27 protein-coding genes are annotated in these 25226 nt (G+C 53.7%); 14 read left to right on the top strand and 13 right to left on the bottom strand.

Annotated elements, in window-relative coordinates; all coding sequences use genetic code 11:
- Window positions 1-8: 8 nt before the first annotated feature.
- Window positions 9-1022: a DUF3800 domain-containing protein gene (locus E3U32_RS07875; protein WP_134348329.1), complete on the bottom strand. Its 1014-nt coding sequence runs from the start codon at window positions 1020-1022 to the stop codon at window positions 9-11.
- A 5-nt stretch (window positions 1023-1027) separates the two neighbouring features.
- Window positions 1028-1198: a YlcI/YnfO family protein gene (locus E3U32_RS07870; protein ID WP_134348328.1), complete on the bottom strand. Its 171-nt coding sequence runs from the start codon at window positions 1196-1198 to the stop codon at window positions 1028-1030.
- A 128-nt stretch (window positions 1199-1326) separates the two neighbouring features.
- Here E3U32_RS07870 and E3U32_RS07865 point away from each other — a divergent pair, with 128 nt between their 5' ends.
- From E3U32_RS07865 to E3U32_RS07850, 4 genes are all read left to right on the top strand, one after another.
- Window positions 1327-1668 carry a SymE family type I addiction module toxin gene (locus tag E3U32_RS07865; RefSeq protein ID WP_134348327.1) on the top strand — a complete coding sequence of 114 codons (342 nt, stop codon included), beginning with the start codon at window positions 1327-1329 and terminating at the stop codon, window positions 1666-1668.
- A 498-nt stretch (window positions 1669-2166) separates the two neighbouring features.
- Window positions 2167-2862, top strand: coding sequence for a hypothetical protein (locus E3U32_RS07860; protein WP_126786504.1), 696 nt, complete (start codon window positions 2167-2169; stop codon window positions 2860-2862).
- A gap of 211 nt (window positions 2863-3073) precedes the next feature.
- Window positions 3074-3553, top strand: a complete 480-nt coding sequence (locus tag E3U32_RS07855; RefSeq protein WP_134348326.1) for an Hcp family type VI secretion system effector — start codon at window positions 3074-3076, stop codon at window positions 3551-3553.
- A 10-nt stretch (window positions 3554-3563) separates the two neighbouring features.
- Entirely contained in the window at window positions 3564-4148 is a 585-nt protein-coding gene (locus E3U32_RS07850; protein WP_286164243.1) for a hypothetical protein, read from the top strand.
- Window positions 4149-4186: 38 nt separating this feature from the next.
- Here the strand turns inward: E3U32_RS07850 and E3U32_RS07845 are convergent, their stop codons facing one another.
- From E3U32_RS07845 to E3U32_RS07825, 5 genes are all read right to left on the bottom strand, one after another.
- Entirely contained in the window at window positions 4187-4624 is a 438-nt protein-coding gene (locus tag E3U32_RS07845; protein ID WP_134348325.1) for an acetyltransferase, read from the bottom strand.
- Window positions 4625-4726: 102 nt separating this feature from the next.
- On the bottom strand, window positions 4727-5725 hold the full coding sequence (locus E3U32_RS07840) for a class I SAM-dependent methyltransferase (protein ID WP_134348324.1): 999 nt from the start codon (window positions 5723-5725) through the stop codon (window positions 4727-4729).
- Window positions 5726-5810: 85 nt separating this feature from the next.
- Window positions 5811-6680, bottom strand: a complete 870-nt coding sequence (locus E3U32_RS07835; RefSeq protein WP_286164242.1) for a GlxA family transcriptional regulator — start codon at window positions 6678-6680, stop codon at window positions 5811-5813.
- 253 nt (window positions 6681-6933) lie between these two features.
- Window positions 6934-7413, bottom strand: a complete 480-nt coding sequence (locus E3U32_RS07830; RefSeq protein ID WP_134348323.1) for a hypothetical protein — start codon at window positions 7411-7413, stop codon at window positions 6934-6936.
- 1 nt (window position 7414) lies between these two features.
- On the bottom strand, window positions 7415-8221 hold the full coding sequence (locus E3U32_RS07825) for a winged helix-turn-helix domain-containing protein (protein ID WP_134348322.1): 807 nt from the start codon (window positions 8219-8221) through the stop codon (window positions 7415-7417).
- Window positions 8222-9029: 808 nt separating this feature from the next.
- Between E3U32_RS07825 and E3U32_RS07820 the strand changes: the two genes are divergently transcribed.
- Genes E3U32_RS07820 through E3U32_RS07795 form a run of 6 tightly spaced genes read left to right on the top strand, consistent with a single transcriptional unit; the run spans window position 9030 to window position 15067 of the window.
- Window positions 9030-9632 (top strand): helix-turn-helix transcriptional regulator, encoded by a 603-nt coding sequence (locus E3U32_RS07820; protein WP_134348321.1) that lies wholly within the window; start codon window positions 9030-9032, stop codon window positions 9630-9632.
- Between the two features lie 51 nt (window positions 9633-9683).
- Entirely contained in the window at window positions 9684-10268 is a 585-nt protein-coding gene (locus E3U32_RS07815) for a fimbrial protein (RefSeq protein ID WP_134348320.1), read from the top strand.
- A 53-nt stretch (window positions 10269-10321) separates the two neighbouring features.
- The gene (locus tag E3U32_RS07810; RefSeq protein ID WP_134348319.1) at window positions 10322-10999 is read left to right on the top strand and encodes a fimbrial biogenesis chaperone; all 678 of its coding nucleotides are present in this window, start codon (window positions 10322-10324) and stop codon (window positions 10997-10999) included.
- A 23-nt stretch (window positions 11000-11022) separates the two neighbouring features.
- Window positions 11023-13548 (top strand): fimbria/pilus outer membrane usher protein, encoded by a 2526-nt coding sequence (locus tag E3U32_RS07805; RefSeq protein ID WP_134348318.1) that lies wholly within the window; start codon window positions 11023-11025, stop codon window positions 13546-13548.
- A complete protein-coding gene (locus tag E3U32_RS07800; protein ID WP_134348317.1) occupies window positions 13539-14057 on the top strand; it encodes a fimbrial protein in 519 nt (172 codons plus the stop codon). Before E3U32_RS07805 ends, E3U32_RS07800 begins: the two co-directional genes overlap by 10 nt.
- Window positions 14057-15067: a fimbrial protein gene (locus E3U32_RS07795; protein ID WP_134348428.1), complete on the top strand. Its 1011-nt coding sequence runs from the start codon at window positions 14057-14059 to the stop codon at window positions 15065-15067. Before E3U32_RS07800 ends, E3U32_RS07795 begins: the two co-directional genes overlap by 1 nt.
- Before the next feature lie 3 nt (window positions 15068-15070).
- Here the strand turns inward: E3U32_RS07795 and E3U32_RS07790 are convergent, their stop codons facing one another.
- Window positions 15071-15595, bottom strand: coding sequence for a lipocalin family protein (locus E3U32_RS07790; protein WP_134348316.1), 525 nt, complete (start codon window positions 15593-15595; stop codon window positions 15071-15073).
- A gap of 117 nt (window positions 15596-15712) precedes the next feature.
- Here E3U32_RS07790 and E3U32_RS07785 point away from each other — a divergent pair, with 117 nt between their 5' ends.
- From E3U32_RS07785 to E3U32_RS07770, 4 genes are all read left to right on the top strand, one after another.
- On the top strand, window positions 15713-16438 hold the full coding sequence (locus E3U32_RS07785) for a MerR family transcriptional regulator (RefSeq protein WP_134348315.1): 726 nt from the start codon (window positions 15713-15715) through the stop codon (window positions 16436-16438).
- Between the two features lie 99 nt (window positions 16439-16537).
- Window positions 16538-16948 (top strand): hydroxyisourate hydrolase, encoded by a 411-nt coding sequence (gene uraH, locus E3U32_RS07780; protein WP_134348314.1) that lies wholly within the window; start codon window positions 16538-16540, stop codon window positions 16946-16948.
- 102 nt (window positions 16949-17050) lie between these two features.
- A complete protein-coding gene (locus tag E3U32_RS07775) occupies window positions 17051-18010 on the top strand; it encodes a YbgA family protein (protein ID WP_134348313.1) in 960 nt (319 codons plus the stop codon).
- 145 nt (window positions 18011-18155) lie between these two features.
- On the top strand, window positions 18156-19244 hold the full coding sequence (locus tag E3U32_RS07770; protein WP_134348312.1) for an AAA family ATPase: 1089 nt from the start codon (window positions 18156-18158) through the stop codon (window positions 19242-19244).
- Window positions 19245-19272: 28 nt separating this feature from the next.
- On the opposite strand, the gene E3U32_RS07765 is transcribed toward E3U32_RS07770, so the two are convergent.
- From E3U32_RS07765 to E3U32_RS07745, 5 genes are all read right to left on the bottom strand, one after another.
- Window positions 19273-20226 (bottom strand): GlxA family transcriptional regulator, encoded by a 954-nt coding sequence (locus tag E3U32_RS07765; RefSeq protein ID WP_134348311.1) that lies wholly within the window; start codon window positions 20224-20226, stop codon window positions 19273-19275.
- A gap of 26 nt (window positions 20227-20252) precedes the next feature.
- The gene (locus tag E3U32_RS07760) at window positions 20253-21032 is read right to left on the bottom strand and encodes an MBL fold metallo-hydrolase (RefSeq protein ID WP_134348310.1); all 780 of its coding nucleotides are present in this window, start codon (window positions 21030-21032) and stop codon (window positions 20253-20255) included.
- 89 nt (window positions 21033-21121) lie between these two features.
- Window positions 21122-22372, bottom strand: coding sequence for an HlyD family secretion protein (locus E3U32_RS07755; RefSeq protein WP_134348309.1), 1251 nt, complete (start codon window positions 22370-22372; stop codon window positions 21122-21124).
- Window positions 22373-22378: 6 nt separating this feature from the next.
- Window positions 22379-23128: a hypothetical protein gene (locus E3U32_RS07750; RefSeq protein ID WP_134348308.1), complete on the bottom strand. Its 750-nt coding sequence runs from the start codon at window positions 23126-23128 to the stop codon at window positions 22379-22381.
- A complete protein-coding gene (locus tag E3U32_RS07745; RefSeq protein WP_134348307.1) occupies window positions 23125-25221 on the bottom strand; it encodes a peptidase domain-containing ABC transporter in 2097 nt (698 codons plus the stop codon). The genes E3U32_RS07750 and E3U32_RS07745 overlap by 4 nt, the downstream gene beginning before the upstream one ends.
- Window positions 25222-25226 lie beyond the last annotated feature (5 nt).

The raw sequence follows: 25226 nt of genomic DNA, 5'->3' as shown, positions 1-25226 counted from the left end.
TAGCTACTTCAACGTATCATTCGTTTTGAGTTTTTAATTAATATTCTTACAAGCTCGTCTAATTCAGTTTTTAAAGCAGCAGATTTCTCATCGAAGACAATTATGTCTATGGGCGGATTGTTATATTTCTGCTGTATCATGAGACTGCCGAGTAGATTGGCTATTAAAATATTATCTGCAAATCTCATTTTTAAAAGCTTACGCACACCAGAAACCAAAAGATCTATAACTTGCAAACCGTCATTTTTCATTGAATCCTCATAACTAATGTCATCCCGTAATATTTTTTGGATGTTAAAAGCGCGGCTATAAGCTAAGGATGGTTTTTTCTCAATCAGATAGTTAGGTATCTCTCCTTCATTATAAATAAACTCTCTCATATATTTATAGTTAAAACCATCCACTATACCCAAAGGATTTTCAAGGGTATACATTTGCAATAAAGCTGGTGAAAATTTTTCAAATATCAACTCATACTTAGTCTTGTGAGACGGCTGTTTTTGATCTAAACGCCATTTGAATTTTTTTAACGTTTGTGGTTGCCGTTGCGCATAGTAATTTACAGATTGTGCTATTATTGTATGCACTAATCTTATTTGGCACATCAACTGAATATAAAGTGGGAGAGATACAGACAATAATTCTTTTGCCATCAAATGTTGCGCAAGTTTTCCCTCGTGATAGCGCATCTGCTCAATACTATTTATTATGGTTTTCACATGCTTATCTTTATGGTTTTCGATAAAGCTTTTATTATTATAATATGAGTCTGTTACAACGCAAAAAAGACTACCGTTCAGCTGCGAAATTTCTTTAAGAAACAATATATAGTTATTTTCACTAATGTTAACTAATTTTATCTCTTGTCTGCCTAAACCATTCCTCTTTTTTAAATTATTGAGAGCATTCCTATATTTCCTTTTTTCAGTTTCCGGACAAATATAAGCAGCAACTACACTCCAAGAATTTTCTAGTTCACTTTCAGGAGTAAATGAACCTGATTCATCAATTAATATTTCCATATTTACTACTCTCTTTGGCTAGATAATAATCTTAACCTACAAGCTTCCTTCACCCACTTACTAAAATTCCCTTTCCCTGCTGCCTTCTCAATCTGCTCCAAAAGCTCATCCTCAAACCGAATGTTCTTCATCGTGCTCTTAGTACGGTCAAAATTAGGTTTCTTTTTCGCTTGCATGGTAGGTACCATTTCGGTTAATTTATCTGCATGTGGTACCTACCACATGGATTCAGAATTCTTACAACGCCCAGCAGTGTTGGAGCACTAATGGGCGTCTAACCTCACCAACTATCAAGGAGTTGATTATGGCTGATTCGCATTCTACCCCAGACACCGACCAATCCGGAACCGAGCGTTCGTTAATTGTGGGATACCGCCCGAATGTTTTCGACAAATCCACGCCGAAAATCATCCTTTCCGGCAAGTGGCTACGCGCAGCAGGTTTTGATACCGGACAGCAGGTCACGATAAAAGTAATGAAAGGATGCATCGTTCTGGTGGCGTATAACGAGCAGGAGCAGAGGTTGCAGGATGATTATAAACGCGCGAAAGCAAAGCTCATTGAGATAGAGGACGCGCTTGCAGCGATCCAAGCTCCCCGTCCTGGAAAGCGCCTCGCAAAATCAAATACAAGCCACCTGGCTTAACGACTGTTTCTGGCATACAACCAGCCATGCGTGTTAGACGATGTAGATGGGGAGACGACATGCAAAGAAAGACGCAACCCCATCGCCGTGTTCGAACCATCAATTAGCATCTCGTAAATAGAATTTCTGATGGCGAAATTGATCAGCATCCAAGTATCCGGAAATTCCGGATACTTGGCCAGGAAAGGAGACATCAGATTTCTAGTGAGAGATCACTACAATCTCAAAGCAACACTCGTAGTTACGCTCAGCTCGCGGCACCCAGTTTCGCCTTTACCGGCCATACGGCTATTAAACTAATACACAACGGATCTAACGCCCTCATTCTCACGCTCATACAATATCTAAATTGATAGCCAATCATTATTCATGATAAATATAATACAAGGTTAAAATCCCTGTTATTTTTATTAAAGATAAATTATTGCGATATGCATCACAGCAGAACGCCAATATTAATAGAAACTTGTGCCTATGTTTACTGTTAAAGGGTGCAATATGTATTATAGCGACTCATTAATAACATCAATAGATGCACATAAAATATTGGCTTTAAAGTTAGAACATGCCTTAACTGGCGTAAAAGATGAAGTATTAAAGCAAGCACAACTGTTAGATGATGGGGCAACACGATTAAGCTATCAACTTTCGTGCTTTACTGAAAACTATCAGGACGTATGTTTACGATTACGCAAAGAAGACTCAAGATTTTTGATAGGTATTGTCCAGTTAATAAAACACAGAGACGTTATCTTTAAGATGCTCTATATTTATATTAAAAGTCTATTAAGCAACAAGAGTGAAAAAAGAATACATAACATACAACGAAATCTTATGTATTTAGGCATATCAATTTCATCATCGATGCTCTCCAGCCAGGCTTTTATATATTCGGCAACTATTGCAATTTGTAGTAGTGTTCATACCAACATTTGGATGAAAGAAAAGATCACATCGTTTTCTACTTATGCTGTCCTTGGTTTAAAAGTTTATGGCATCGTTGAGCAGGCATCCAGAAGCGCCAACCATCTAAAAAACTATAATGCTTATTACTATAATCTCCTTTATCAGGAAGAGCTTGAAATGATGTTTTTCTTGATTGAGCCCATAATAATGAGGTCCCCCATACTTAACCAAGCTTATGCTTCAGACAGCGACATTGCATACGCGATTTCAAGGATGATAAAGGGATGATTAAAGCTATTAAAGACTGGCTAAAAGGCCAACTCATATTTTTCCTGAGAGGCGCAACTCCCCTTTTATTCGTCATAATATTTGCACTATTTGCCGTAACCTGGCTACCCGAAAAAATCGCAATGAATGCAATATGGTCAGTTGTAGTTATTGTAGGCCTCTATATCCTTTTACGTAAAAAAAGATAATTACTATTTAACAGGAGTAAATTATGTCAATTCCCGCTCATCTGTGGTTGTTTGATGAAAATGGTTCGCCCATCGTTGGTCCATCCTTACTGCCAGCGAGATTAGGATCGTTTGAAATCCGTTCAGTTATCCATCAGGTATGGATCCCTGAGAGCTCGCATACTGGTCGTTTGACAGGCACGAGAGTTCATTCCCCCTTAAATTTGCATAAGGAATTTGATGCTGCAACGCCTGTTTTATATCGTGCTATGTGTGAAGGAAGAACATTAAAAAAAGCAGAATTGAAAATGTATCGAATTCTTGACCAGGGCGTTGAGAGTGAATATTTCAATATGATAATGGAGAACGTGAAGATCACCTCTATATCCCCCCTGTTGCATCCCACCGGCTTGACGAGCACGCATCTCGAAGAGATTCAACTCCGTTACGAGAAGATTACATGGAAGCATTGCGATGGGAACATTCTCTATACTGACGAATGGAATAACCGTGCTACGTATTAGGGTATCTAAAATGAAAGTAATGTTAATTTTGGCTGCACTTCTTTTCCTGGTTCAAAATACATCAGCAGCCCAAATGTCCGGCTTCGCAGCCAGGTATTATCAGGATAATGGAACAACGCCGGAAGAACCCAAAGAAGCGCCCCTCTATCCCACTATTACCATCGGTAAGAAAACCGTGAAAATGGAGGTTACTCATCTGGCAGACATCTCCAGCACACCAATTAACAAAGACAGTTCCGCACGCTGGGTCTGCCTTCATGACGACGATGGAACGAATTACTGGTTCATTTCTGATAACGAAATGGGTGCAGGACTGCTAACTGCGCTAGCTATAGCCCAGGATGGCATCAATAACGAGTGTGCGAAAACAACGGAGCATGTCAGAGTCTCAGTCGCTAATCTACCATTGTTAAATGCGACGCATGGGGATTTAGTCGAATTGTTCGGCAAGAAAGAGAGCGCCAAAAACAACGCGATGCTTTTTTATCAGGAGACGCCAGTACAGAATGGATTCACCCGGAGTAATACTGTCTCTTATTACTTCGATGGCGAAAAAGTGCGTGGCGTCATCATCGGGCAAATTACCAGTAACTAGCTTGCAGGCTCCCTCTTCGCAGGAAGAGGGAGTGAAGGCTATTCAACTAACCGCATATGCAACAGCGGAAACGGATTCCCCTGCCCGTCCACTTCCGAGCGCCCAACCTGCTCAAACCCCATATGGCGATAAAATGCCACGCCCTGCGGGTTTTGCTCATTCACATCCACTTCGTTTACGCCAAACTCTGAGATGGCATATTTCAGCAGTAATTTCCCGATTCCCTTTCCCCGGCTCGCGTCATCAACAAACAGCATTTCAATGCGGTTTTCATCCACGCCTAAAAAGCCGTGAATAACGCCTGCGTCATCGCGGGCCATCACGACGGTGAGGTTTGGCAGATACGCGTTGAGCAATAGCGGGCGCAGCGCCGCAATATCGCTTTCCTGTAAAAAGTGATGGGTGGCGCGAACGGAAGATTCCCAGATGGCGACCAGGCGCTCGAAATGTGAGGGGTGTGCGGTTTCTATTTTCATGGGGGGATCATGTTTGGAAAACCAAAATAATTCAAGTCACTCTGTGCGGCCTGTTCCCACTCACTCTAATCCTTTCCCTCAAGGGAGAGGAAACCGACCGAGCTACGCTTTAATCTCCATCACCGCGTACACCCCATCCTTCGGCACCACCACGGTGACGTTTTCCACCGGGACGCCCGCCGCGATGTGGATATCCTGCAGCTGCTGTAACGACCGCGGGTGAATATCCTCCCAGCCAATACCGCGCAGCACAAAGTCAATCTGCGGGCTGCTGGTCAGCATGTTCGACACAATCACCGCCCCGCCGGGCTTTACCAGCCGCAGCACGCGCTGGAGGAAAATCACCGCATCGGTGTCGTTGAAATATTCGAAAATCCCCAGCGCGTCGACCAGTTCGGCCTGATGCTCGCCCAGCTCCAGCAGTAAGTCCTCGTTACGCACCAGCGTATGGACCAGGTTGCGCCGGAGCAGGGTCAGCTGTTCGCCCACCACAATGCCCTCCTGCGCCGCCATAGTTTCGGCCCAGCTGAGCGCCACGGGGTCTTTGTCCACCAGCGTAAGATATACCTGCTGGCCGTCGAGCTTTGCTTCGCGCAGCGCCTCCAGCACCGGGATGGCGGCCCCGCTCGCCAGGCTGACCCAGTTGTTCTCGCTTTCATTATGAATGTACTTATCTACCAGCGCGGCCAGCACCCGGGCGCGGGAGCGTACGCCTACCGCATCGTTAGCGTGGATAAACCACTGGCGGCTGTCGCTGTCCATTTTGGTTCCGTCGGGAAGACGCTCTTCCAGCGGATTTTGCACCACAAACAGCGCCAGTGCGGAGGGCACCAGCCGGGTTCGCCACGCGGTAAGCGCCGGGCGGTTGCGAAAGGCCTGTTCGGAATAGCGGTTCTGCGGGACAAGCACGGCCTGTCCCCCCTCTTCGTATTCAACAAGCGGAGGCCGGAGCGCAGGCTCGGCTTTCAGCGCCCGGTCAAGGGTAGCGATCTCACGGGCAGCATCGTCTTTCATCGGCCACTGGTCGCTGATGTCGGGAAATGACGCGCTGAAAATCGTCATATTTTCCGGTGCATCGCCGCGAAAAGGCTGCCAGTTCATGTCGTCTTCCCTCCGTTGGGCTTTTAACGGAAGTCTATCCAGGCGAGCCAGTAATACCCTACGAAGAAAGCACGAAATCGGGGCATTAGCTCTGAGACGTGCGCCATGCCCCAGGCGTACAGCCGTATTCGGTCTGGAAGTGACGGATAAAGTGCGCGCAGTCGCTAAAGCCCATCCGCCGCGCAATGTCCGTGACGCTTTGCTGCGAGTTCTTCAGCAGCCAGCAGGCGTAGCGCAGCCTGGCGCTGCGGATGAATTCCCGCGCTGTTTTGCCAAACTCGGCGTGAAACAGGCGGTTAAGCTGACGCTCGCTGAGCGCCACTTCACTCGCCAGCCCGGCGGTGCTGAGCGGGCGTGTCAGATACTGCTCGATCATCATGACAGCACGGCGCAGGCGTGAGTCCGGGATCAGGGCAATGTTGGCAGGCCGGGGCGTGGCCGTCTCATGCGCCGTCAGGGACAGGCGCTGGCAGGCGCTATGGGCGATCTCATTGCCGGCGTGGGCGCGGATAAGCTCTGTCGCGAGGGTGATGGTTGAAATCCCGCCGGGGCAGGTCAGGACATCCCCCTCATCAATAAAATCATAGCCTTGTTCGGCGTATACCTGCGGGAAGGCGTGGCGGAATCGCTCAAGATGGAAAGGGTGGATCGATGCGCGTCGCTCGTTCAAAAATCCCTCCTGCGCCAGCACAAAACTGCCGGTGCCGATCCCAATCAGCGGGATATTCATATGGTGGGCATGGGCGAGGTATTCTCTGTCCCCGGGATAACCCTGCGACAGGTACTCCAGCTCGCCGCCGATGGTCGCAATGTAGTTAAACGTCTCCGGCGGCGCATACGCGGCATCGGGCCTGATGCTCACCCCGGAGCTGCTGGTGATGGGGTTATCAGGCTGCTCGCTGAGTAAACTGATTTTAAATGTTTTTTTCTTCTGGGCTTTGGTTGCATATCGCAACGCTTCCAGCAAGCCGGACAAGGCTAAGAGTGAATATCGTGGCCACAGCAGTAACCCAACATGCAACTGCGTTTCCGACGCAGATATACCTCCACCGGAAGAGTCAAAGAGAGTTTTCATTTTCTTGCCAAATTTGAATTAGAACAGCATTATTGCAACGCGTGGCTGCTATTTATATTCCTAAGATAATCCTCAAGCTCTCAATCAAGCATAAATGAAAATGGCGGATTTGATAAATGTTAACTGAATACGCTTATCCTTTTTTTGAACTTCGGCATACATATGTCGGTAATGTTCCTAACGTAAAAATATAGTTACCATTTTGTTGTTCATTAATCCGGAAATAAATACTTTTTCCAGGGTAAACGAAGAACTGCGGCTCATATTTTTCGAGCCAGTTATCGGTAACATTATCGTCCGGGAATTTCATATGCCGCACGGAAGTCAGTAAAAAGACATTATCCTTGCGCTCCACCCGAAAGAATATTTTCCGGTCGATAATTTTTGTCGGGTCGCTATCAACGCTGGCATTCATACTGAGCGTCCCGCTGTTGCCGTCAAAGATGTAATTCAGCCACAGGGAGAGTTTCTCTTCGGGATGATGCTGTACCAGATTCGCCTGACACGAAAAAGGCTGCACGTAATACCGGTGCCACAGGTAATAACCCGAAAGCATTACTCCCAACAGCAGGCATGCGGTGAACAAATACAGCAGCTGACGAAAACGGGTCATGCTAGCGCTCCTCAATAAAATAGTCAGAGATGCAGCGATTCGGCTCCTTCATCGATCTGTCACACCGAATCACGGACGCACGCGGCAGCAGGGGGTACCAGCTGATATACACCCACGGATAGCTCGTGCACGCGTCCTTAAACTGCGTCACATACGTCAGGGCTTTCGACCGCTCATCCTGGGTCTGAATATCCTGAGCAAGATAGACATGACACGCCCCAACCATGGCAGCGAACCGATAATCATCGATAAAGCGATTTTCACGCGCGTTGCTGTGACCCACGATACCAGCCCCAACCAGCACCAGCAGCGCGATCAGGATGCAGGTCAGCCACCGGGAGCGATGAACGGACGCGCCGGTTACGGCTACCGGTTCCGCCAACAACGGTGGCGGCACGGCAGGCGAAGTCATGACGCGTGGCTCAGGCGCCTCTTCCTCTGGCTGTTCCGTTGGGCGAGGATGGGCGTCTTTAATCACGATTTGCGTATCGCTCGCCAGCGTTAACCCAATGCGCGGAATAGTGACGATGGGGTCAACCTCAAAACCAATCTTTTTCAGCCCTTTTCGCAGAATAGAGATGTTTTGATAATAAGTATTTGGCGAGACCAGCATACCGCGGCGCTGCCAGACAATATCCAGAAATTCCTGTTGTGTGACAATGGTCCCGGCTCTTTCTATTAATAACAACAGACATCGGCCTGCCGGGGAATTTAAAACCACAACCCGATCGGGACTGGCGATATCCCTCAGCGTACTGGCCGCGGGATGAAACTCAACTCTATTATTTATGATGTAATGCTTATGCATAGCGTTGGTGAGTGTTCTCCGTTCAATTGCGCCGTTCTTCACGACGACATATCAGTACACCGGCGAATGTTGAATACGTTCGCCACATAACTTAAGGATTAATGTGGCTGATAAAGCTTATGCTGTATATATCAGCAATTGGCGAAAAATCTTATTTTCCTCTCTTCTCTCTGTCACTTCACTGAAGCGTGAGACGCGTTAAACGCCGCTCTGGCGTGCTCTGGCTGGGCCCGACATTCTATCACTGAAGTTTTCTGAAGTGATGAATAAACAAGGCGGCAGAGAAGGAGTAGTCCGCCATGCTTGACACTGACAAAACCATACAAAACACGCAATTGAACACCGTGGACATGGACGTCTGAAATATACAGAGCGCTTAACGCTTAAGTTTTCTTAACCTCCTTTAAAATCAATAGATAACGCTATTTTTAGCAATATTCACCCTGCGGTATCATCAGTATAAATCGATGATAACACTCGGAAATTGTTATCCTCCGTAAGCACTTCAGCACCCGCACTGACACCAACAGACACTTCCCTTACACAACATTTAACAAAGCCAGATATTAATAAAAAAAAGTGGTTATGATTATTTACAGGCAATAACGAGGAGAAACATTAACAGGATGTCCGATCATCAGCGGTATCAGAATCGATAATTAATACAAGTTAAGATTAATTCAGATTACCTCTTTTATGGCCGGCGTATAGTAGGCCTACACCATGCATAGCGTGATTACTTCGAGAATACAGACCAACCTTAACCGTATCGGTTTGTCTTATTACTATTATAAATCGAGGGACTAACATGGCGAATAAGAATGAAACACAACAACATTTACGCATCGCGTTAATGGGTGGCGACCATTTTGCACGAAAGGGCATCATCACATTATTAAGGAGTATTACGCCAGAATCTCACATTGAAATTACAGCCGGGGATTTTCAGCAGCTTGATAACGTATTATCGACCACACCCATTGATATTCTCCTGTTATCAGGATCTGACAAATATCACACGGGATATGATTATCTTAATGGGCTAAAAAGAATAAAAGCGAAATATCCCGGCGTAATTGTTTGTATGTACTCCGCCCCTGCGCATTCATCGCAATGGATCAGAGGCGATATCGATGCCTATATCTCGCTGCATGAATCGGTTTATCACTGGCGGGCAAAATTATTAAAAATGGTCGATAGCCGTTATCGCCCAAAAATGAAACCAACGGCGTTATCGCTGACGCCCGGAGAGTGGAGGGTCTTAAAGGAAATCCGGAACGGACTGGATATGAGTTACATCGCAGAAATAGAGAAGCTTTCTTATCGCCGGGTTAGCGCTTTAAAAAGCTCCGCGATACGAAAACTCGGGCTCAGGAATAAGACAGATTTGCTGGTCTTTTTAACCAGTTAGACCTGCCGCTTTCAGAGCAAATCTCATCAATAACAACAAAGGAATTAAAAAATGAAAGCACACGTAAAACACAGCTCACTCCTGGCATTAAGCATTGCCGCTCTGCTGCCTGCCGGTTCCGCCATGGCGGCAACCACCAGCGGCGGTACGGTGAACTTCAGCGGCAAAGTCGTGACCTCCGCCTGCGCCATCAGCGCAGGAAGCGCCAACATTGACGTTGATATGGGCGAAGTGCGTACCGCGACGCTGGCGGCCGCAGGCAGTGAGGCCAGCACGGCAAAAGCGTTTGCCATCACCCTGGAAGATTGCGAAATCGCCGATACCTCAGCCTCAACGGATGAGAACCCGATTGCCGCAACAACCGTGGCCGTCACCTTCACCGGTACGCCGGACACCTCCGATGCCAATAGCCTGGCCGTTGGAGCAAACGGCAGCGCCAGTTCCGCGCAGCATGTGGCGATTCGCCTTTATGACGAACAGGGCAACGTAGTGAAGCTGGGTGAACCTGCTGCGGCCATCCCTCTGCGTAAAGGTGCCAACACCCTGAACTTCAGCGCGAAATATTACTCGCCGCAGGGCGGTGCCACCGCGGGTGATGCCAGCGCTGTCGCGACCTACACCGTTACCTATTCGTAATTTTCAGGCCCGGTCTGCTGGCCGGGCCTGACTCAGCTTTGAGGAGCGTCACTATGCGCGTAAACACCTGGATTTGCCTGGCTGCCACAGTATGTTCAACCGCCGCGTATGCCGGCGGCGTGGGGTTGGGCGCAACGCGAATGGTCTACTCCAGCGCCACCACCCAGTCCATGCTGCAGGTCAGGAACACACATCCCGATGCCACGTTCCTGATCCAGTCATGGGTGGAAAACGAGAAAGGACAGAAAACCAACGATTTCGTGATTACACCACCGCTGTTCGTCATGAAACCCGCCAGCGAAAGCGCGGTGAAAATCATGTTTAACGGTAAGGCCCTGCCGGAAGATCGCGAAACGCTCTACTGGATGACGGTCAAAGCCATCCCGCAGCAGACCAAAAGCGGTTCAGGTAATTCGCTGCAGTTTGCGTCAGCAAACCGCATCAAGGTCTTTTATCGCCCGCAGAGTCTCGGACAAGGCGCAGGCGAGGCATGGAAAAGCCTTTCTGGCGCCTATCGCGCCGGGAAAGTCACGCTCACGAACCCAACGCCGTACTACCTCACCACTATAAACGTGAAAATTGATGGTATGCCGGTACAGCCGGTGATGGTACCGCCGAAATCCAGCCTGACGCTGGCCGAAACCTTCAGCCATGCAAGCAGCATGAGCTATCAGACCATTAACGATTTTGGGGCATGGACCCCCGCCACGCGCGCGTCGTTATCCCAATAATAAAAACAGTAAGGCGTGACCACGTGAAAAGAAAAATCCTGTGCGCCACGGTGATCTCCCTGGTGATTCGGCAAGCCGTGGCTGCCGAAAGCGAATTGCAATTTAACCCCGCGTTTCTCAACGGCGAGAGCGCAAACAGCGCCGATCTCGCCTGGGTTAACGCCGGGAGCGCGCTGCCGCCAGGAGACTACAACCTCAACGTGTATATCAATAACAACTACGCGTTCACCGGGAATGTCACGTTCCGCATTGCTGAAAATACGGCGGGAGAAGCCCTGCCGTGCCTCACACCTGAACAAATCGCCGCGCTGGGCATCGATAGCAAGCAGGCAAAAGGCGGCGCACTGCCGCTGGCGCAGCGCTGCGTCTTCCTGACACAGGCATTTGCCGATGCCCGGTTTGATTTTGACCAGCAGACGCTCACCCTGAACTTCACCGTGCCGCAAAGTGCGATGCGCAATTTACCGCGCGGGTACGTCAGCCCGGAAAGCTGGGAGGCAGGCATTCCTGCCGCGTGGCTGAATTATGTGGTGAATGGTTCGAACAATGAATATCAGGGCGAGACGCGCACGCGCGATCGGCAGCTGTTTGCAAGCCTGAACAGCGCCATCAACCTCGGCGCGTGGCGGCTGCGTGATTTCACCACGTGGACCAAAGACAACAACGAGCTCACTCACGTGCAAACCTGGCTGCAGAGGGATATCCCCGGCCTGAATGCCCAGGCGTACGCCGGTGAAACCTATACCTCGGCACAGGTCTTTGACTCCGTGGGCCTGCGCGGTATTGCCCTGAAAACCGATGACAACATGCTGCCTGCCAGCCTGAGTGGCTACGCGCCGGAAGTCCGCGGCATCGCGCGCAGCAACGCCACCGTAACGGTTCGCCAGAACGGCAACATCATCTATCAAACCTCCGTTCCGCCGGGGGCGTTTGTGCTGAAAGATCTCTACCCGACATCGTCAGGTGGCGATCTCGCGGTCACCATTCAGGAGAACGACGGCAGCCAAACGCAATACACCCTTCCCTTTGCCAGCGTGCCGAACCTGGTGCGTAACGGGCAGGTGAAATACGCCTTCGGTGCCGGGACCTATCGCCCGATGGGGGATCAGGCGTCACCCTCTTTCGCACAGGGCGAGCTGTTCTACGGCTGGCGCTATGGCCTGACGTTTTACGGCGGGGCGCAGTTTGCCGATCGCTATAACGGTCTGGCGTTCGGGGTTGGGCAAAACCTTGGCCGCTTTGGTGCCTACTCCATTGACCTGACCCACGCCCGCAGCCGGCTGGCGGACGATCGGCACTACACAGGCGATTCCGTGCGACTGCGCTACAGCAAGCTGCTGAACGACACCGGTACGCGGGTAAACTTCTTCTCGCTGCGCTACTCCACTGAGGGGTTTTATACCCTCAGCGATACCACGTACAAAGGGATGGCGGGCGGGTCACCAAAGCAGATTGTGGAAGACGATGGCACCGTCACCACCCATTACGACACCGTGTACAACCTGCGGATGTCGCGTAAAGCCAAGAACCAGCTGCTGCTGTCGCAGCCGATGGGGCAATACGGCTCGCTGTCACTGTCGTGGGATCAGCAAACCTACTGGAACACGTCAAACACCACGCAAAGCCTGCAGTTCGCGTGGAACGCCACGTTTCGTAACGTGTCGCTTGGCGTCAGCGTTCAGCGCAGCGCCAGCCTGTATGACAACAAGAAAGAGAACCTTCTGGCGCTCTCCCTGTCGGTGCCGTTTGGTAACCCGCAGCTCGCCACGCGCGCCCGGTTTACAACCACCCATGCGGATTCTACCGGCACCACCGCCAGCACCGGCGTGAGCGGATATCTGCCGGGCCAGGAGAACCTGTTTTATAGCGTTAACCAGCGCTACAGCAAGCAGCAACAGTACGGCGGTGATGTCGCCCTGCAGTACGAAGGTGCGCGCGGAGACTATAACCTCGGCTACAGCTACACCCGCGATTCCCAAAACCTCAGCTACGGGATGAGCGGCGGCGCGGTGCTGCATGAAGATGGCCTGACGCTAAGCCAGCCGCTCGGCAATACCAATATTCTGGTTAAAGCTCCCGGGGCCAGCAACGTTTCCGTGCTTAATCACAAGGGCATCAAAACCGACAGCCGGGGATACGCGGTGATCCCCTACGCCACGCCGTATCGCGTCAATCAGGTTGCGCTGGACGTCACCACGGCGGGCAACGACGTGGAGCTCGAGAATGCCATCGTCAACAAAACGCCCACCGACGGCGCCCTGGTTCGTGCCACCATCGTCACGCGCCAGGGGGCAAAAGCAATGTTTATCGTGCGTCACGGCAACGACGTGCTCCCCTTCGGCACGCTGGTCTCACTCAGTGATGACAAAACCAGCGGCATCGTTGGCGACGGCGGCAGTCTGTATCTGTCCGGCTTGCCCGTTAAGGGCATGTTGAGCGCAGTGTGGGGCCGCAACAGCGACCAGCGCTGCACCATTAACTATGCGTTAAATAAGCAAAATTATAATGCCCGCACCGGCCTTTATTCACAGGAGGTGGTATGTCAGTAACGCTCCGGATGACCAGCATCGTCCTGCTGCTGTTTTTTACTCTCCCCGTTCGCGGCTATGACGTGCTGGTTTCCGTCACCGGGAATTTGATCGGCAACACCTGTGTTGTCGCCGCGGACTCCAAAGAGCAAGAGGTACCGCTGGGGACCATTGGGATGAAACAGTTCGCCCGCGCAGGGGCGGTAAGCAATATCAAAACGCCCTTCACGATCAGGCTTGAAGCCTGCGGGCCGACCTTTGCCGGGGTAAAAATCCGCTTCAGCGGCACGCCGGACAATGACGACCCGCAGCTGGTGAAAATTGCCGACGGCGGCGCAACCGGCGTGGCGGTGCAGATCCTCGATAAAGACAGCGTGCTGCTCCCACTGAACACGCAAACCACCGCCTGGGGCACACCGGGCGATGACAGCGTAGAGATGACCTTCTATGCCCGACTGGCCGCCACGGGCGCGCCCGTCAATGCCGGAGACGTCTCTGCTTTCGCGACCTGGACTACGGAGTATCAATGATGCGTTTAGTGTTTTTTATCACCGGATTACTGCTCTGCACCAGCGTACAGGCGATGGAGTGGAAATCGGATATTACCCTTTCCCCTCAGCCGATGACCTACAACGGGCCAGCGGATTCGGTGGTACCGGGCAACATAATCGGATCGACCTGGAGCGCTACCGCCAGCGTGCAGCAGGTGTTCTGGTGCGGGCTTGTTTTTACCTGCTCCAAAGGCACGCTGGAGCCGAGCAGCAGCGCCATCTCGAGCGGGATGACGGTCACCGTCGATGGAGTGAACTACACCATTTTTGAAACTGGGGTCCCAGGCGTGGGTTATATCATCGGGCTGAAGGATTTTAACGGCTCCGCCTGGATACCGCTGCAGAGCGGTATTACGCAAAGCTACCCGGCGGACGGGACCAATGGCTACGCCACCGATCTGGGCTGGTCCGCCAAGGTGACCTTTATTAAGACCGGCACGGCGCTGAAATCAGGGGTTTACCAGATCCCCACCATCAACGCCGCGGTCCTGACCGCATATAACAACGAGGTCAAAACGGCAAAAGTGATCATTAACCCCACCGCCATTACCGTGACGGCGAGCGGCTGTACGGTGGGAACAAAAAGCGCAAATGTCGATCTGGGCACGATTGATATCCGCACGTTGACCACCGTGGGCAGCACGTCACCTTCCGGGTCGTTTAACGTCAGCCTGACCTGCGACGCGAACGTGGCGGTTAACGCGGTGATGACCGATCAGACCACGCCGTCGAATACCTCGTCGGTGGTGACGCTGACCGGCGACTCCACGGCGTCCGGCGTTGGGGTGCAGTTTTTCTACAACGGCACCGGCCCGCTGATGATGGGGCCAGACAGCTCGGCGGCGGGCACAACGAACCAGTTCTTTATCCAGAGCACCACCGCGGCACAAACCCTGTCGCTGCCGTTCCAGGCGCAGTACATCCGAACCGGCGAACTGGTCCCCGGTTCGGCCAATGCCCTGGCAAGCATTACGTTTTCCTACCAGTAGAGGTTAGTGCTTCACCCACACCAGCTGGTCAACCCGGAAGCCCAGACTGCGCGCGGTGTTCAGGTAATCCTGCTTCACCGCCTCAGGAAGGGTTGGCGTGCGCGACAGGATCCACAGGTAATCGCGGTTCGGGCCGCTCACCAGCGCGTACTGGTACTTATCGTCGAGCTTGATCACGTTATAGCCGCCGTAGAACGGGCCGAAGAACGACACCTTCAGCGCGGCCGTGGTCGGTTCGCCGGTAAAATACGCTTTGCCTTCGCTCTCACTCCACTTGTTCTTCACCGGGTCGTACCCCCGATTCAGCACGCTAATGCCACCGTCGCTGCGTTTACCGTAGGTGGCGGTTACCTGCTCCAGCCCGCGTTCAAAGCGGTTTTCCAGACGGGCGACTTCATACCATTTGCCGAGATAGCGGCTGGCGTCAAAACCGGAAATCGGCTGCACGCCTTTCGGCGGCGTGGGGGATTTGCAGGCAACCAGGGTCAGGGCAATGGCAACACCGGTCACAACAGGCCATAGCTTCATGAGAATTCCTTTCATTTGCACGGTTGGATGTTAAGTGTAGTGCACCGTTTCGGTGCTTCATCCCGTTCGGGAGAATTCGTAGTATATTGAGAGTATTCCTCCACTCTGGACACGGACATGGCTTACTCCATCGGCGAATTCGCCAGACTCAGCGGCATCACCGCCACCACCCTACGGGCGTGGCAGCGTCGCTATGGTTTACTCAAGCCACAGCGCACGGAAGGCGGCCACCGCCAGTACAGCGATGAAGACGTCCAGCAGGCGCTAAAAATCCTCGACTGGGTAAAAAAAGGCGTCCCGATCGGCCAGGTCAAACCGCTGCTGGAACGCCCCACGCCGGGCCGGACCAACAACTGGCAAACCCTGCAGCAGAACATGCTGCAACGCCTGCAGGACGGCAAAGTCGAGTCCCTGCGCCAGATGATTTACGACGCTGGACGCGAATACCCAAGGCCGGAGCTGGTCGCGAACGTGCTGCGCCCGCTGCGCAGCCAGGTTTCAGCTAACGTCGCCGCCGCCATGACCCTGCGCGCGATCCTCGACGGCATCATCATCGCCTACACCTCGTTTTGCCTTGAGGGTGATAAAAAAGCGCCGGGCGATAATATTCTGCTCAGCGGCTGGCACCTGAACGACCCGTGCGAGATCTGGCTCGAAGCCTTAACGCGCACCGGGCAGGGCCACCGGATCGACATTCTGCCCTCGCCCCCTGACGCGCTGGCACCGGAAATATTCCCGGAGCGCAAATGGCTTCTGGTCACCAGCGGTAAGCTCACCGCCGGGCGGAAAAAGCAGCTGGAGCAGTGGCAGCAGCAGGTATCGCTTGAAGTGATTATCCTCTGATAATTTTCTCCTGCGGGAATCTTCACGAAAAGTTGAATATTTTCCCGCGCCGCAGATGCTAACGTTTTCCTGTGACGAATAACTCCACAGGAAAACACCATGAAAAAAACGCCCCCTCTGCTGATTCTGGCCGCGATGGCCTTTACCCCTGCTGCCTTTAGCGCTCCCGCTGGCACCCTGAGCGTCCACATTCTTGACCAGCAAACCGGGATGCCGCCATCGGACGTTACCGTGACGCTGGAGAAGCAGCAGCAGGACAAATGGACCCCGATTGCCAGCGGCAAAACCGACCATGACGGACGTATCAAATCGCTCTATCCGCAGGATCAGGACATGCAGCCTGGCGTGTATAAAGTGACGTTCAAAACCGCAGATTACTTCCACACCAAAAAGCTGGACTCCTTCTTCCCGGAAGTCCCAGTGCTGTTCACCGTGACCCGCACCAACGAGAAACTGCACATTCCACTTCTGCTGAGCCAGTACGGTTACTCGACCTACAAAGGCAGCTAAACAGCATTGATTATTAAAGAGTATAAAAAATAATTCCGCCAATACTTGGACAAAATAGTCATATTGTGTAAGTTTTAAGTATGAGAACTGGAGGTACACACCATGACAACGAAACCTGTACTGGGTATTAGCGGATGCTTGACCGGGTCCGCCGTTCGCTTTGACGGCGGACACAAGCGTATGGGCTTTGTCATGGACGAGCTGGCCCAGTGGGTGAATTTCAGGCCCGTTTGCCCGGAAATGGCGATTGGCCTGCCAACGCCCCGGCCAGCATTGCGCCTCACGGTGACCACCCGCGGTGAATTCGAAATGCGCTTTAGCAAGCCGCCTCACGACGATGTCACGCAAAAAATGGCCGACTTTACGGCGGAATACCTGCCGAAAATCGGCGATCTCGCGGGCTTTATCGTTTGTGCGAAATCCCCAAGCTGCGGCATGGAACGCGTGCGGCTGTATGATGAAAACGGCAACCAGGGCCGCAAGGAGGGTGTCGGGCTGTTCACCGCCGCGCTCCTTGAAACCCGGCCGTGGCTACCCGTGGAAGAAGATGGTCGTCTGCACGATCCGGTGCTGCGGGAGAACTTCATTGAACGCGTCTTCGCCCTCCACGAACTGAACACGCTGCGCGCCAACGGCCTGACGCGCCGCGCGCTGCTGGATTTCCACAGCCGCTATAAACTCCAGCTGCTGGCGCACCATCAGGCGGGCTACCGCGAAATCGGCCCGTTCGTCGCCTCGCTGCACGAGTGGGAAGACCTGGACGCCTTCTTCGTGGCGTACCGCGATAAGCTGATGGCCATCCTGAAGAAACCCGCTTCGCGGAAAAACCACACCAATGTGCTGATGCATATTCAGGGCTATTTCCGTAACCAGCTCAACAGCCGCCAGCGCGGCGAATTGCGCGACGTGATCCTGCACTACCGCGACGGGCTGCTGCCCATCCTCGCGCCGATCACGCTGCTGAAGCATTATCTGGCCGAATACCCTGACCGGTATCTGATGACGCAAAACTACTTTGATCCCTATCCTGATGATTTGGGTCTGCGTCTGGCTGTTAAGTGATCATAAAAATGCGAAGGCCCATTGACCCTTAGAGGCCCAAAGCAGTACCCCGTTTAGACGACACCCTCACTGTCGTCTCTTTTTTGCATTTTATCTAAAAGGCTGTGATTATATACAGGCTTATTCTGCAGAAAGGGGCCTGCCTGTGATTAACACCCTGCACATCCAAAACTATCGTTCCATCCGCGATATGTCGCTGGAGCTGGAGCAGCTCAACATCGTCTTCGGGCCGAACGGCACCGGGAAATCGAATATCTACAAGGCGATACATCTGATGCATAGCGCCGCGCAGGGGCAATTTTCCCAGGCGCTGGCGAACGAAGGCGGCATTCTGAAGGTGTTCTGGGCAGGTAAAACCCGCAGCGACCAGCTCAGGCGGATGAACCTGGCGGTGGAAACAGAGACCTACGAATACGAGCTGCAGGTCGGGTTTGTGGAGAAGCTGCCCTATCCTTCGCAGTTTCAGCTCGATCCGGTGATCAAAGAGGAGTCCATCTGGCTGAGCGGTCAGCACCGTCGGCCTTCGTCACAGCTGATGAAGCGTAAAAATCAGGCGGTGTTTCTGAATAACGTGCATCACGAGAAAGTGACCCACAGCGGCACGCTGTATGAGAATGAATCGGTATTCGGACAGCTCGGCGAACCGCATCTTTACCCGGAAGTGTCGCAGATGCGCGAGTCCCTGCGTAACTGGCGATTTTATCATGAGTTTTCCGTCTCATCCGGCTCGGCGATGCGCGCCCCGCAGGTCGGCTTCCGCTCTCCGGTGCTGGCCAGCGACGGCGCCAACCTGGCGGCGGCGTTTCAAACCATCGTGGAGATTGGCGACGAGCTGCTGCTGATGCGCATCCTCGACCAGGCCTTCCCCGGCTGCGTGTTTTACAGCGACAACACCGGCGGACGTTTCCGCATGATGATGCAGCGCGAGGGGCTGAGCAGGCCGCTGGAACCGGCGGAGTTCTCCGACGGCACCCTGCGCTTTCTGTGCCTGGCGGTAGCGCTGTTAAGCCCGCGCCCACCGGCGTTTATCGCGTTGAACGAACCGGAAAACAGCCTGCACCCGCAGATGCTGCCCGCACTGGCGAGCTTAATCGCCGAGGCAAGCCGCTACTCGCAGATCTGGCTCACCAGCCACTCGCCGGAGCTGGCGAAGTTGATTGAGAAGCAGAGGTCGTTCTCGCTGTATCAGTTGTCTATGGTGGAGGGGGAGACGAGGGTGGAGAGGCTGGGGTAAACGCCGGGTGGCGCTGCGCTGACCCGGCCTACGAGTGAGTCCGAAAGGTCTTTCGCCACTCCGCCGGACTGACCCCAAAACGCGCTTTAAACTGCTGTCGCCAGGTAACAGCAGAATTAAACCCCACCAGCTCGGCCACGCTTTCAACGGGCATATTTCCGGCTTCAAGCAAGAGCTGGCTGCGCCGCAGGCGTTCGGCGGTAAGCCAGTCGGCAACGCTCATCCCCGTGGCTTTAACAAAATGACGGGTCAGCGTACGGCGGCTCATTGAGACCACCTCCGCCAGCGAGTCCAGGCTATGCGGTTCGGTGATGTGCTGCTGAAGATAGTCGATCAGGCAGTTAATCCGTCCGTCCCGGGTATCTTTCGGCACCGGCTGGGCAATGAATTGCGCCTGCCCGCCCTCGCGGTGGGGCGGAACAATCATCCGGCGGGCAATCTGGTTTGCGACCACGCTGCCAAAGCGCTGGCGAATGATATACAGGCAGCAGTCCAGCGCGGCGGCAGTGCCTGCGGAAGTGATGATATTGCCGTCATCCACGTAGAGGGCGTTGATATCCAGCCGGACGTTCGGGAAGAGCGACTGAAACTGGCGTTCGAACTCCCAGTGGGTGGCCGCACGCTTGCCGTCGAGGATCCCCGCATAGGCCAGCACAAACGACCCAAGACACAGCCCGACGATCTCCGCGCCGCTGTCTCTTGCCTGTACCAGGCTGTCGAGCAGCGTCTGAGGCGGGCGTTCAAGGACGTGTTGCCAGTAGGGAACGACGACAATATCGGCCAGCCCAATGGCGGAGTAGTCCTCCGTAGCGTTGAGGGCAAATCCGTCTTTTGACGTGAGAAAACCTGGCGTTTCGGCGCAGATAGTGACGTTAAAGCGCTTTTCGCCGGAGACCGAATCGCCAAACAGAATGCAGGGAACGGAGTAGTGAAACGGGCTGAACCCGTCCACCGCGACAATTGCGACGTTGATTAGCGACATCTGCCTCTCCCTTCCCTTTAACACACTCAGAATATAACGGTTTCACCGTCCTGGGGAATGCTCACTGCGTCACTCACCTGGTTGGCTTCAACGTACTCACGCAGCGCGCTGCGGGTCAACAGGCAGTGGTTGATGGCCTCCATATGGCTCGCCACGATTTTAGCCTGCGGCAGCAGGAAATGGACGTTGAGCACGTCTTCCTGACCCATAATAATTGGCCCAAAACCAATGACGTGGGCATAGCCGGCGTTCAGCACCACCACATCCGGCTGGTGCTTTTGCAGATCGGCTGCCACCTCTTCGCGCCAGACGGTATCCCCTGCCAGATAGAGCGTCCTCTCATCAGGATGGCGCAGCACCACGCCGCAGGCCTCGCCCAGCCGCTCCGCCAGCTCAGGCACGGCGTAAGCGCGGTCGGTACCGTGCTGGCCGCCGTGGGTTTTCGCAATCTGAATGTCGCCGAAGGTAGTCGCATCGGTCATGACCGTCAGGTTGCTAAACCCCTGGCTGCGCAGCAGCGCGGCGTCGCTGTCGTTTTGCACGTAGATCGGTTTGTCTTTGGCGATCAGTTCCGCTGCGGTGCGATCCCAGTGATCGTCATGGATATGGGTGACGATCACCGCGTCGGCGTCCAGCAGGGTGTTGACGTCTACGGGGAGCTCAACCAGCGGGTTGCGGAGGTCGGCATGCGCCGTACCGGGAAAACCCGGATAAGCGCCCTTCGGGGCGAGCATCGGGTCGATTAAAAGACGTTTTCCGGCGTAGGTAATCAGCTGGGTGGCGTTACGAATATGGGTGATGTTCATGGGCTATCCTCCGGTTGGTGTGATAAGGAGGATAGCCCGTTACCCGGCTTAACAATGTGGGTTAAAGGGCGATAACCGATGAAATCGGGTCAATCGATAAACCGCTTGCGCACTCGCTCCAGCGGCGCGATAAGCAGGTTGATGAGCGGCTTACGATCGATAACGATATCGGCATTAACCGTCATCCCGCCCATCAGCAGACGCTTTTTCTTGTCCGGGTCGGTAAACCAGGAAGGAACCTGCACTTTGGCAAGGTAGTAGTTCTGCCCCTCCTGCAGCGGGATGAGCGCCGAATGGGCATCGATATTCACCTCATAGAAATCAGACAGGGTTGCCTCCACCGAGCCATATTTATCCACCGGCCAGGAGTCAAAGCGCAGCTTCACCTTATCCCCTTTCGCCACCCGGCCCACCCCCGTGGCAGGCACATAGAGATACCCCTCCATCGAGGCGGCGGTATTTTTACGGATCACCACCACCACTTCGCTGTTTTGCGTAATGGCCCGGCCCGGCGGGAAGTTGATCGCCACCACGTAGCCGTCGGCAGGAGCCAGCATCGCCATCGTTGAGCTGCCCCGGCTGGAGAGGTTGCGGTCGATTTCGCTGATCCGGTTCTTCACGTACAGCTGCTCCTCGCTCAGGGAGTCGATTTGCGACTGGGTGCTGTCGGTGAGGCTGGTTTTACGCGCCTCCAGGTCAAGGATGGTGCTCTCCTCCAGGGTCAGGTTGAGCTGGGCGTTGAGCACGTCGTTGTGGCTTTTATCGAGATCCACCTTTGAGACATAGCCTTTGCCCGACACCGATTTCCACGCCTCGTACGTGTCGGTGTTGTTTTTAAGCAGCGCGCGCAGCTTTTTCACCTTATCGCGGGAAACCGCTATCTGTCGGGCGGTAAGATCCAGCTGCTGCGCCAGATTTTTGCGGTAGGACGCAATAGAATCATCAATGGCTTGAATGCGCTGCTCGCTGCGCTTTTTCTCTGCTTCCATCTGCTGGCGGTCGAACTGCACCACCGACCCCTGTTTGCCGCCGTAATCCTGCGAAACGGTAAAAAGCGGGTCATTCTCTTTCACGTACTGGCCCGGACGCACCGCAAAATCAACGATGGTGCCGGACTCTCTGGCACGAACTTCCACATCACCCTGAGCCGGGATCAGCACGCCGCGCGCCAGCGTGGTCTCCGAAAAATTAAAGACGATAGAAAAGACCAGCAGGCAGAGGAAAAAGGAGATAAACAGCGTCAGCACGCTTTTCAGCCGCGGGGCGTTGATCTCGTAGCTCTTTGAAAAATGGTGCGGGATTAGCGCCCGACGTTGTCGGTTTCGGTTTTTTAATTTCACGACATGTCATCCATGATAAATCACTGAAAGATCGTCCCATGCACTCCAGAGCGTGGGGGTTTTACGCAGCGCATTCAGCGTGGCGGTGGCAGCCTGGCGGTAGTCCGCTGGCGCATACGTCTGGCTCTCTAACCCAAATTCCGCCGAGTGCAGCGAACAGGTAGGCAGCAGCGTGCGAATCGCGTATCCGTAGCGCGTTAAAAATCGCGTCGACACATCCGTTAGCCACGCTTTCTGGTCGCCCGCGTGGGTCATGAACAGAGGCGCATCCGGGAGGCGTTCATCCATCAGCAGCACGGTCACCAGCCGTTGTGGAGCGAAAAACGCCCCTGCACGTCGCCCTTCGTGAGCGGCCATGAGCTTGTGCAGCGCAGGATGGCGGGTGACAAACTGAAAGCGCACGTCTTCTGGCGCGGTGGCAAGCAGCGCATCCGCGATCAGGCCAAAACCTGCCCAGCGCATGCCCAGCAGCAGGGTGCGAGGCCGGGAATAGAAATCCTGCTCGCGGGTGAATTCCGCCACGCGGGCGTGCAGATCGAAGCGCACGTTGCGCTGCCACAGCGCGGGCGGGAAGATCTGCTCCACGAAGTTAAAACCACTCATCTCCCGGGCGTTCTGGCGCAGGAAATCGGCCGGGACGTCGGCCTCCGGGCAGCGCATAAACTGGCTGTAGTTTTGCGTGATCCGGCCTGCCAGCAGCGTGCGTCCGGCCTGTCGGGCGCAAAGTCGGGCATAGAGACGGGGCAGAAACATCATTGCTCATTCTCCCGCAGCGTGCCGTTTTCCATGGTATAGAGCCGTCCGTGGCAGCCGACCACCTCCGGCGCGTGGGTGACAAACACCAGGCCAATCCCCAGACCACGCAGGTTCGCCAACACCTTCTGCGCCGTGGTTTTATCGAGGTTCGCCGTCACTTCATCGCACAGCAGCAGCTTCGGCTGGCTGTACAGGGCACGCGCCAGCACCAGACGCTGCATCTCCCCGGCGGAAAAAAAAGTGTTCCCCGGCAGCAGCTCCGTTTCATAGCCGTGCGGCAGACGCGCCACAACGTGGTCGATCTCCGCCAGACGGCAGGCGGCAATCACCCGCTCTTTGTCCGGGGCGCTATCAAAACAGGAGAGGTTATCCAGGATTGAGCCGGTAAAGAGAATATCGTCCGCGTGCACGATACGAATATGCTGGCGCAGCGAGGAGAGATCGCACTCGGTAATGGGGATCGCGTTGATCCGCAAACTGCCCGAGGTGGAGAGCAACATCCCGGAGATCAGACGCAGCAGCGTGGTTTTCCCGGAACCGCTCTGGCCGACAATCACTGCCTCTTCTCCCTGCTTCAGGGTCATGTTGATGTGCTGAAGCGTCGCCCCACGCCCCGGGTAGGCAAAAGAGACATCCTCAAACTCCAGACTGACGGGCGAGGTAACAATCTTCCGGCCGAACTGGCTGGCTTCGGAGGGGGCAAACAGCAGGTCGCCAACGCGATCCAGCGGCCCTTTCAGCGCATTTTTGTCCAGCAGCTTTTGCGCCACCTGCACCATCGCATCGGAGAAATAGCGTTTGTAGCTTATGTAGGCGTAGAGCATCCCGATACTCATCTGCCCTTCCAGGATAAGCCAGGCGCCGAAGCAGACCACCAGCAGTTGCTCGGCGTTAATTACCAGCAGCGAGGCGATATCAAAGCGGGCCAGCAGGCGCTCTTTGCGCATCAGGCCGGCAATGTGTTCGCGCTGGGATTTGTCCATCACCGCGTCCCGGGCCTGCTCCATGTTGTTGGCCTTCAGGGTGATGATCCCCTTCTGCGTCTCCACCAGCAGCGATTCATACTTCGCGGTGCGCTCGATGGAGTCGTCCACCGCACGCTGGTAAGGGCCAATCAGCGAAAAACGGATCAGGAAGAAAACCCCCATCAGCAGCATCGTCAGCACGGCGATTTTCACGTTATACAGCAGCATAAACAGCAGGCTGGTGAAGGCAATCAGGCTGGAAAAGAGGATCTGCACATAGCCATTGCTGATGAACTCCGCGCAGGCATGGAGTGATTTTTCAATCGCCAGCACAATGCCCGGCGGGCGGCTGCGGAACCAGCCGGTTTGGGTGCGCAGCATATAGCGGCGTACCGACTGGCTGAGGTCGTCATAGGCAATGTTGCGCATCAGGATCTCAAGTATCTGCTTGAGGAACTTACCAATGACTTCAAAAATAAAAACGATGGCGAAAATCGCGGTGAGTAAGATCACCAGATCGTTGTCGTTGCGCGAGATAGCCTCATCCATGATCAGCTGCACGTAGGTGGGGCTGGCCAGCATGGTGATGAGGGTAAAAATCGAGAGCACAAACAGCAGCACCTGCCGCTGGAATAAACTCGGGGATTTATTGGCCAACCGTCCCAGCGTGAGCGTCTCGTCAGGCGTTTTTTTGTCGAAGCGCGGCGTTGGCTTTAGCTCCAGCACGTAGCCGGTAAAGAGTTTTTGCGCCTCTTTGAGGCTGTAGCGACGCACGCCGCTGGCCGGATCGTGAACCGTCACGCTGCGGCCGTCGACCTTCACGATCACCACGAAGTGGTTGCCGCGCCAGAAGGCGATAAGCGGCAGTTCGGCACTTTCAATTTCAGTGAGTTCGCCCTTAAGCACCCGGCCAGTCATATTTTTATCGCTGGCGAGGGTCATTAATTCCGCCATTGAGGTTCCCGCGTCGGCAGAGACTGAAAGCTCCCTGCGCAGCTGGCTGACGGAGACGTGGTGTTCATAGTGCCCCAGCACCATCGCCAGACAAGCCAGTCCGCATTCGGTAAATTCATGCTGGCGAATAACGGGTGTCTTACCCTTTTTTTTATACTGAAAAAGCGAAAACATAATTA

It is taken from the genome of Lelliottia nimipressuralis (assembly GCF_004402045.1).
GTDB classification, from domain to species: domain Bacteria; phylum Pseudomonadota; class Gammaproteobacteria; order Enterobacterales; family Enterobacteriaceae; genus Enterobacter; species Enterobacter chinensis.
This window is presented reverse-complemented; position numbering and strand designations above follow the sequence as displayed.

Excerpts from the sequence above, each read along its gene's own strand:
- E3U32_RS07810 (WP_134348319.1), top strand. The coding sequence starts at position 10,322 with ATGCGCGTAAACACCTGGATTTGCCTGGCTGCCACAGTATGTTCAACC.
- E3U32_RS07765 (WP_134348311.1), bottom strand. The coding sequence starts at position 20,226 with ATGTCGCTAATCAACGTCGCAATTGTCGCGGTGGACGGGTTCAGCCCG.
- E3U32_RS07860 (WP_126786504.1), top strand. The coding sequence starts at position 2,167 with ATGTATTATAGCGACTCATTAATAACATCAATAGATGCACATAAAATA.
- E3U32_RS07815 (WP_134348320.1), top strand. The coding sequence starts at position 9,684 with ATGAAAGCACACGTAAAACACAGCTCACTCCTGGCATTAAGCATTGCC.
- E3U32_RS07875 (WP_134348329.1), bottom strand. The coding sequence starts at position 1,022 with ATGGAAATATTAATTGATGAATCAGGTTCATTTACTCCTGAAAGTGAA.
- uraH (WP_134348314.1), top strand. The coding sequence starts at position 16,538 with ATGAAAAAAACGCCCCCTCTGCTGATTCTGGCCGCGATGGCCTTTACC.
- E3U32_RS07760 (WP_134348310.1), bottom strand. The coding sequence starts at position 21,032 with ATGAACATCACCCATATTCGTAACGCCACCCAGCTGATTACCTACGCC.
- E3U32_RS07820 (WP_134348321.1), top strand. The coding sequence starts at position 9,030 with ATGGCGAATAAGAATGAAACACAACAACATTTACGCATCGCGTTAATG.
- E3U32_RS07750 (WP_134348308.1), bottom strand. The coding sequence starts at position 23,128 with ATGATGTTTCTGCCCCGTCTCTATGCCCGACTTTGCGCCCGACAGGCC.
- E3U32_RS07775 (WP_134348313.1), top strand. The coding sequence starts at position 17,051 with ATGACAACGAAACCTGTACTGGGTATTAGCGGATGCTTGACCGGGTCC.
- E3U32_RS07840 (WP_134348324.1), bottom strand. The coding sequence starts at position 5,725 with ATGAACTGGCAGCCTTTTCGCGGCGATGCACCGGAAAATATGACGATT.
- E3U32_RS07800 (WP_134348317.1), top strand. The coding sequence starts at position 13,539 with ATGTCAGTAACGCTCCGGATGACCAGCATCGTCCTGCTGCTGTTTTTT.
- E3U32_RS07785 (WP_134348315.1), top strand. The coding sequence starts at position 15,713 with ATGGCTTACTCCATCGGCGAATTCGCCAGACTCAGCGGCATCACCGCC.
- E3U32_RS07845 (WP_134348325.1), bottom strand. The coding sequence starts at position 4,624 with ATGAAAATAGAAACCGCACACCCCTCACATTTCGAGCGCCTGGTCGCC.
- E3U32_RS07745 (WP_134348307.1), bottom strand. The coding sequence starts at position 25,221 with ATGTTTTCGCTTTTTCAGTATAAAAAAAAGGGTAAGACACCCGTTATT.
- E3U32_RS07825 (WP_134348322.1), bottom strand. The coding sequence starts at position 8,221 with ATGCATAAGCATTACATCATAAATAATAGAGTTGAGTTTCATCCCGCG.
- E3U32_RS07850 (WP_286164243.1), top strand. The coding sequence starts at position 3,564 with ATGAAAGTAATGTTAATTTTGGCTGCACTTCTTTTCCTGGTTCAAAAT.
- E3U32_RS07830 (WP_134348323.1), bottom strand. The coding sequence starts at position 7,413 with ATGACCCGTTTTCGTCAGCTGCTGTATTTGTTCACCGCATGCCTGCTG.
- E3U32_RS07795 (WP_134348428.1), top strand. The coding sequence starts at position 14,057 with ATGCGTTTAGTGTTTTTTATCACCGGATTACTGCTCTGCACCAGCGTA.
- E3U32_RS07790 (WP_134348316.1), bottom strand. The coding sequence starts at position 15,595 with ATGAAGCTATGGCCTGTTGTGACCGGTGTTGCCATTGCCCTGACCCTG.
- E3U32_RS07865 (WP_134348327.1), top strand. The coding sequence starts at position 1,327 with ATGGCTGATTCGCATTCTACCCCAGACACCGACCAATCCGGAACCGAG.
- E3U32_RS07870 (WP_134348328.1), bottom strand. The coding sequence starts at position 1,198 with ATGCAAGCGAAAAAGAAACCTAATTTTGACCGTACTAAGAGCACGATG.
- E3U32_RS07855 (WP_134348326.1), top strand. The coding sequence starts at position 3,074 with ATGTCAATTCCCGCTCATCTGTGGTTGTTTGATGAAAATGGTTCGCCC.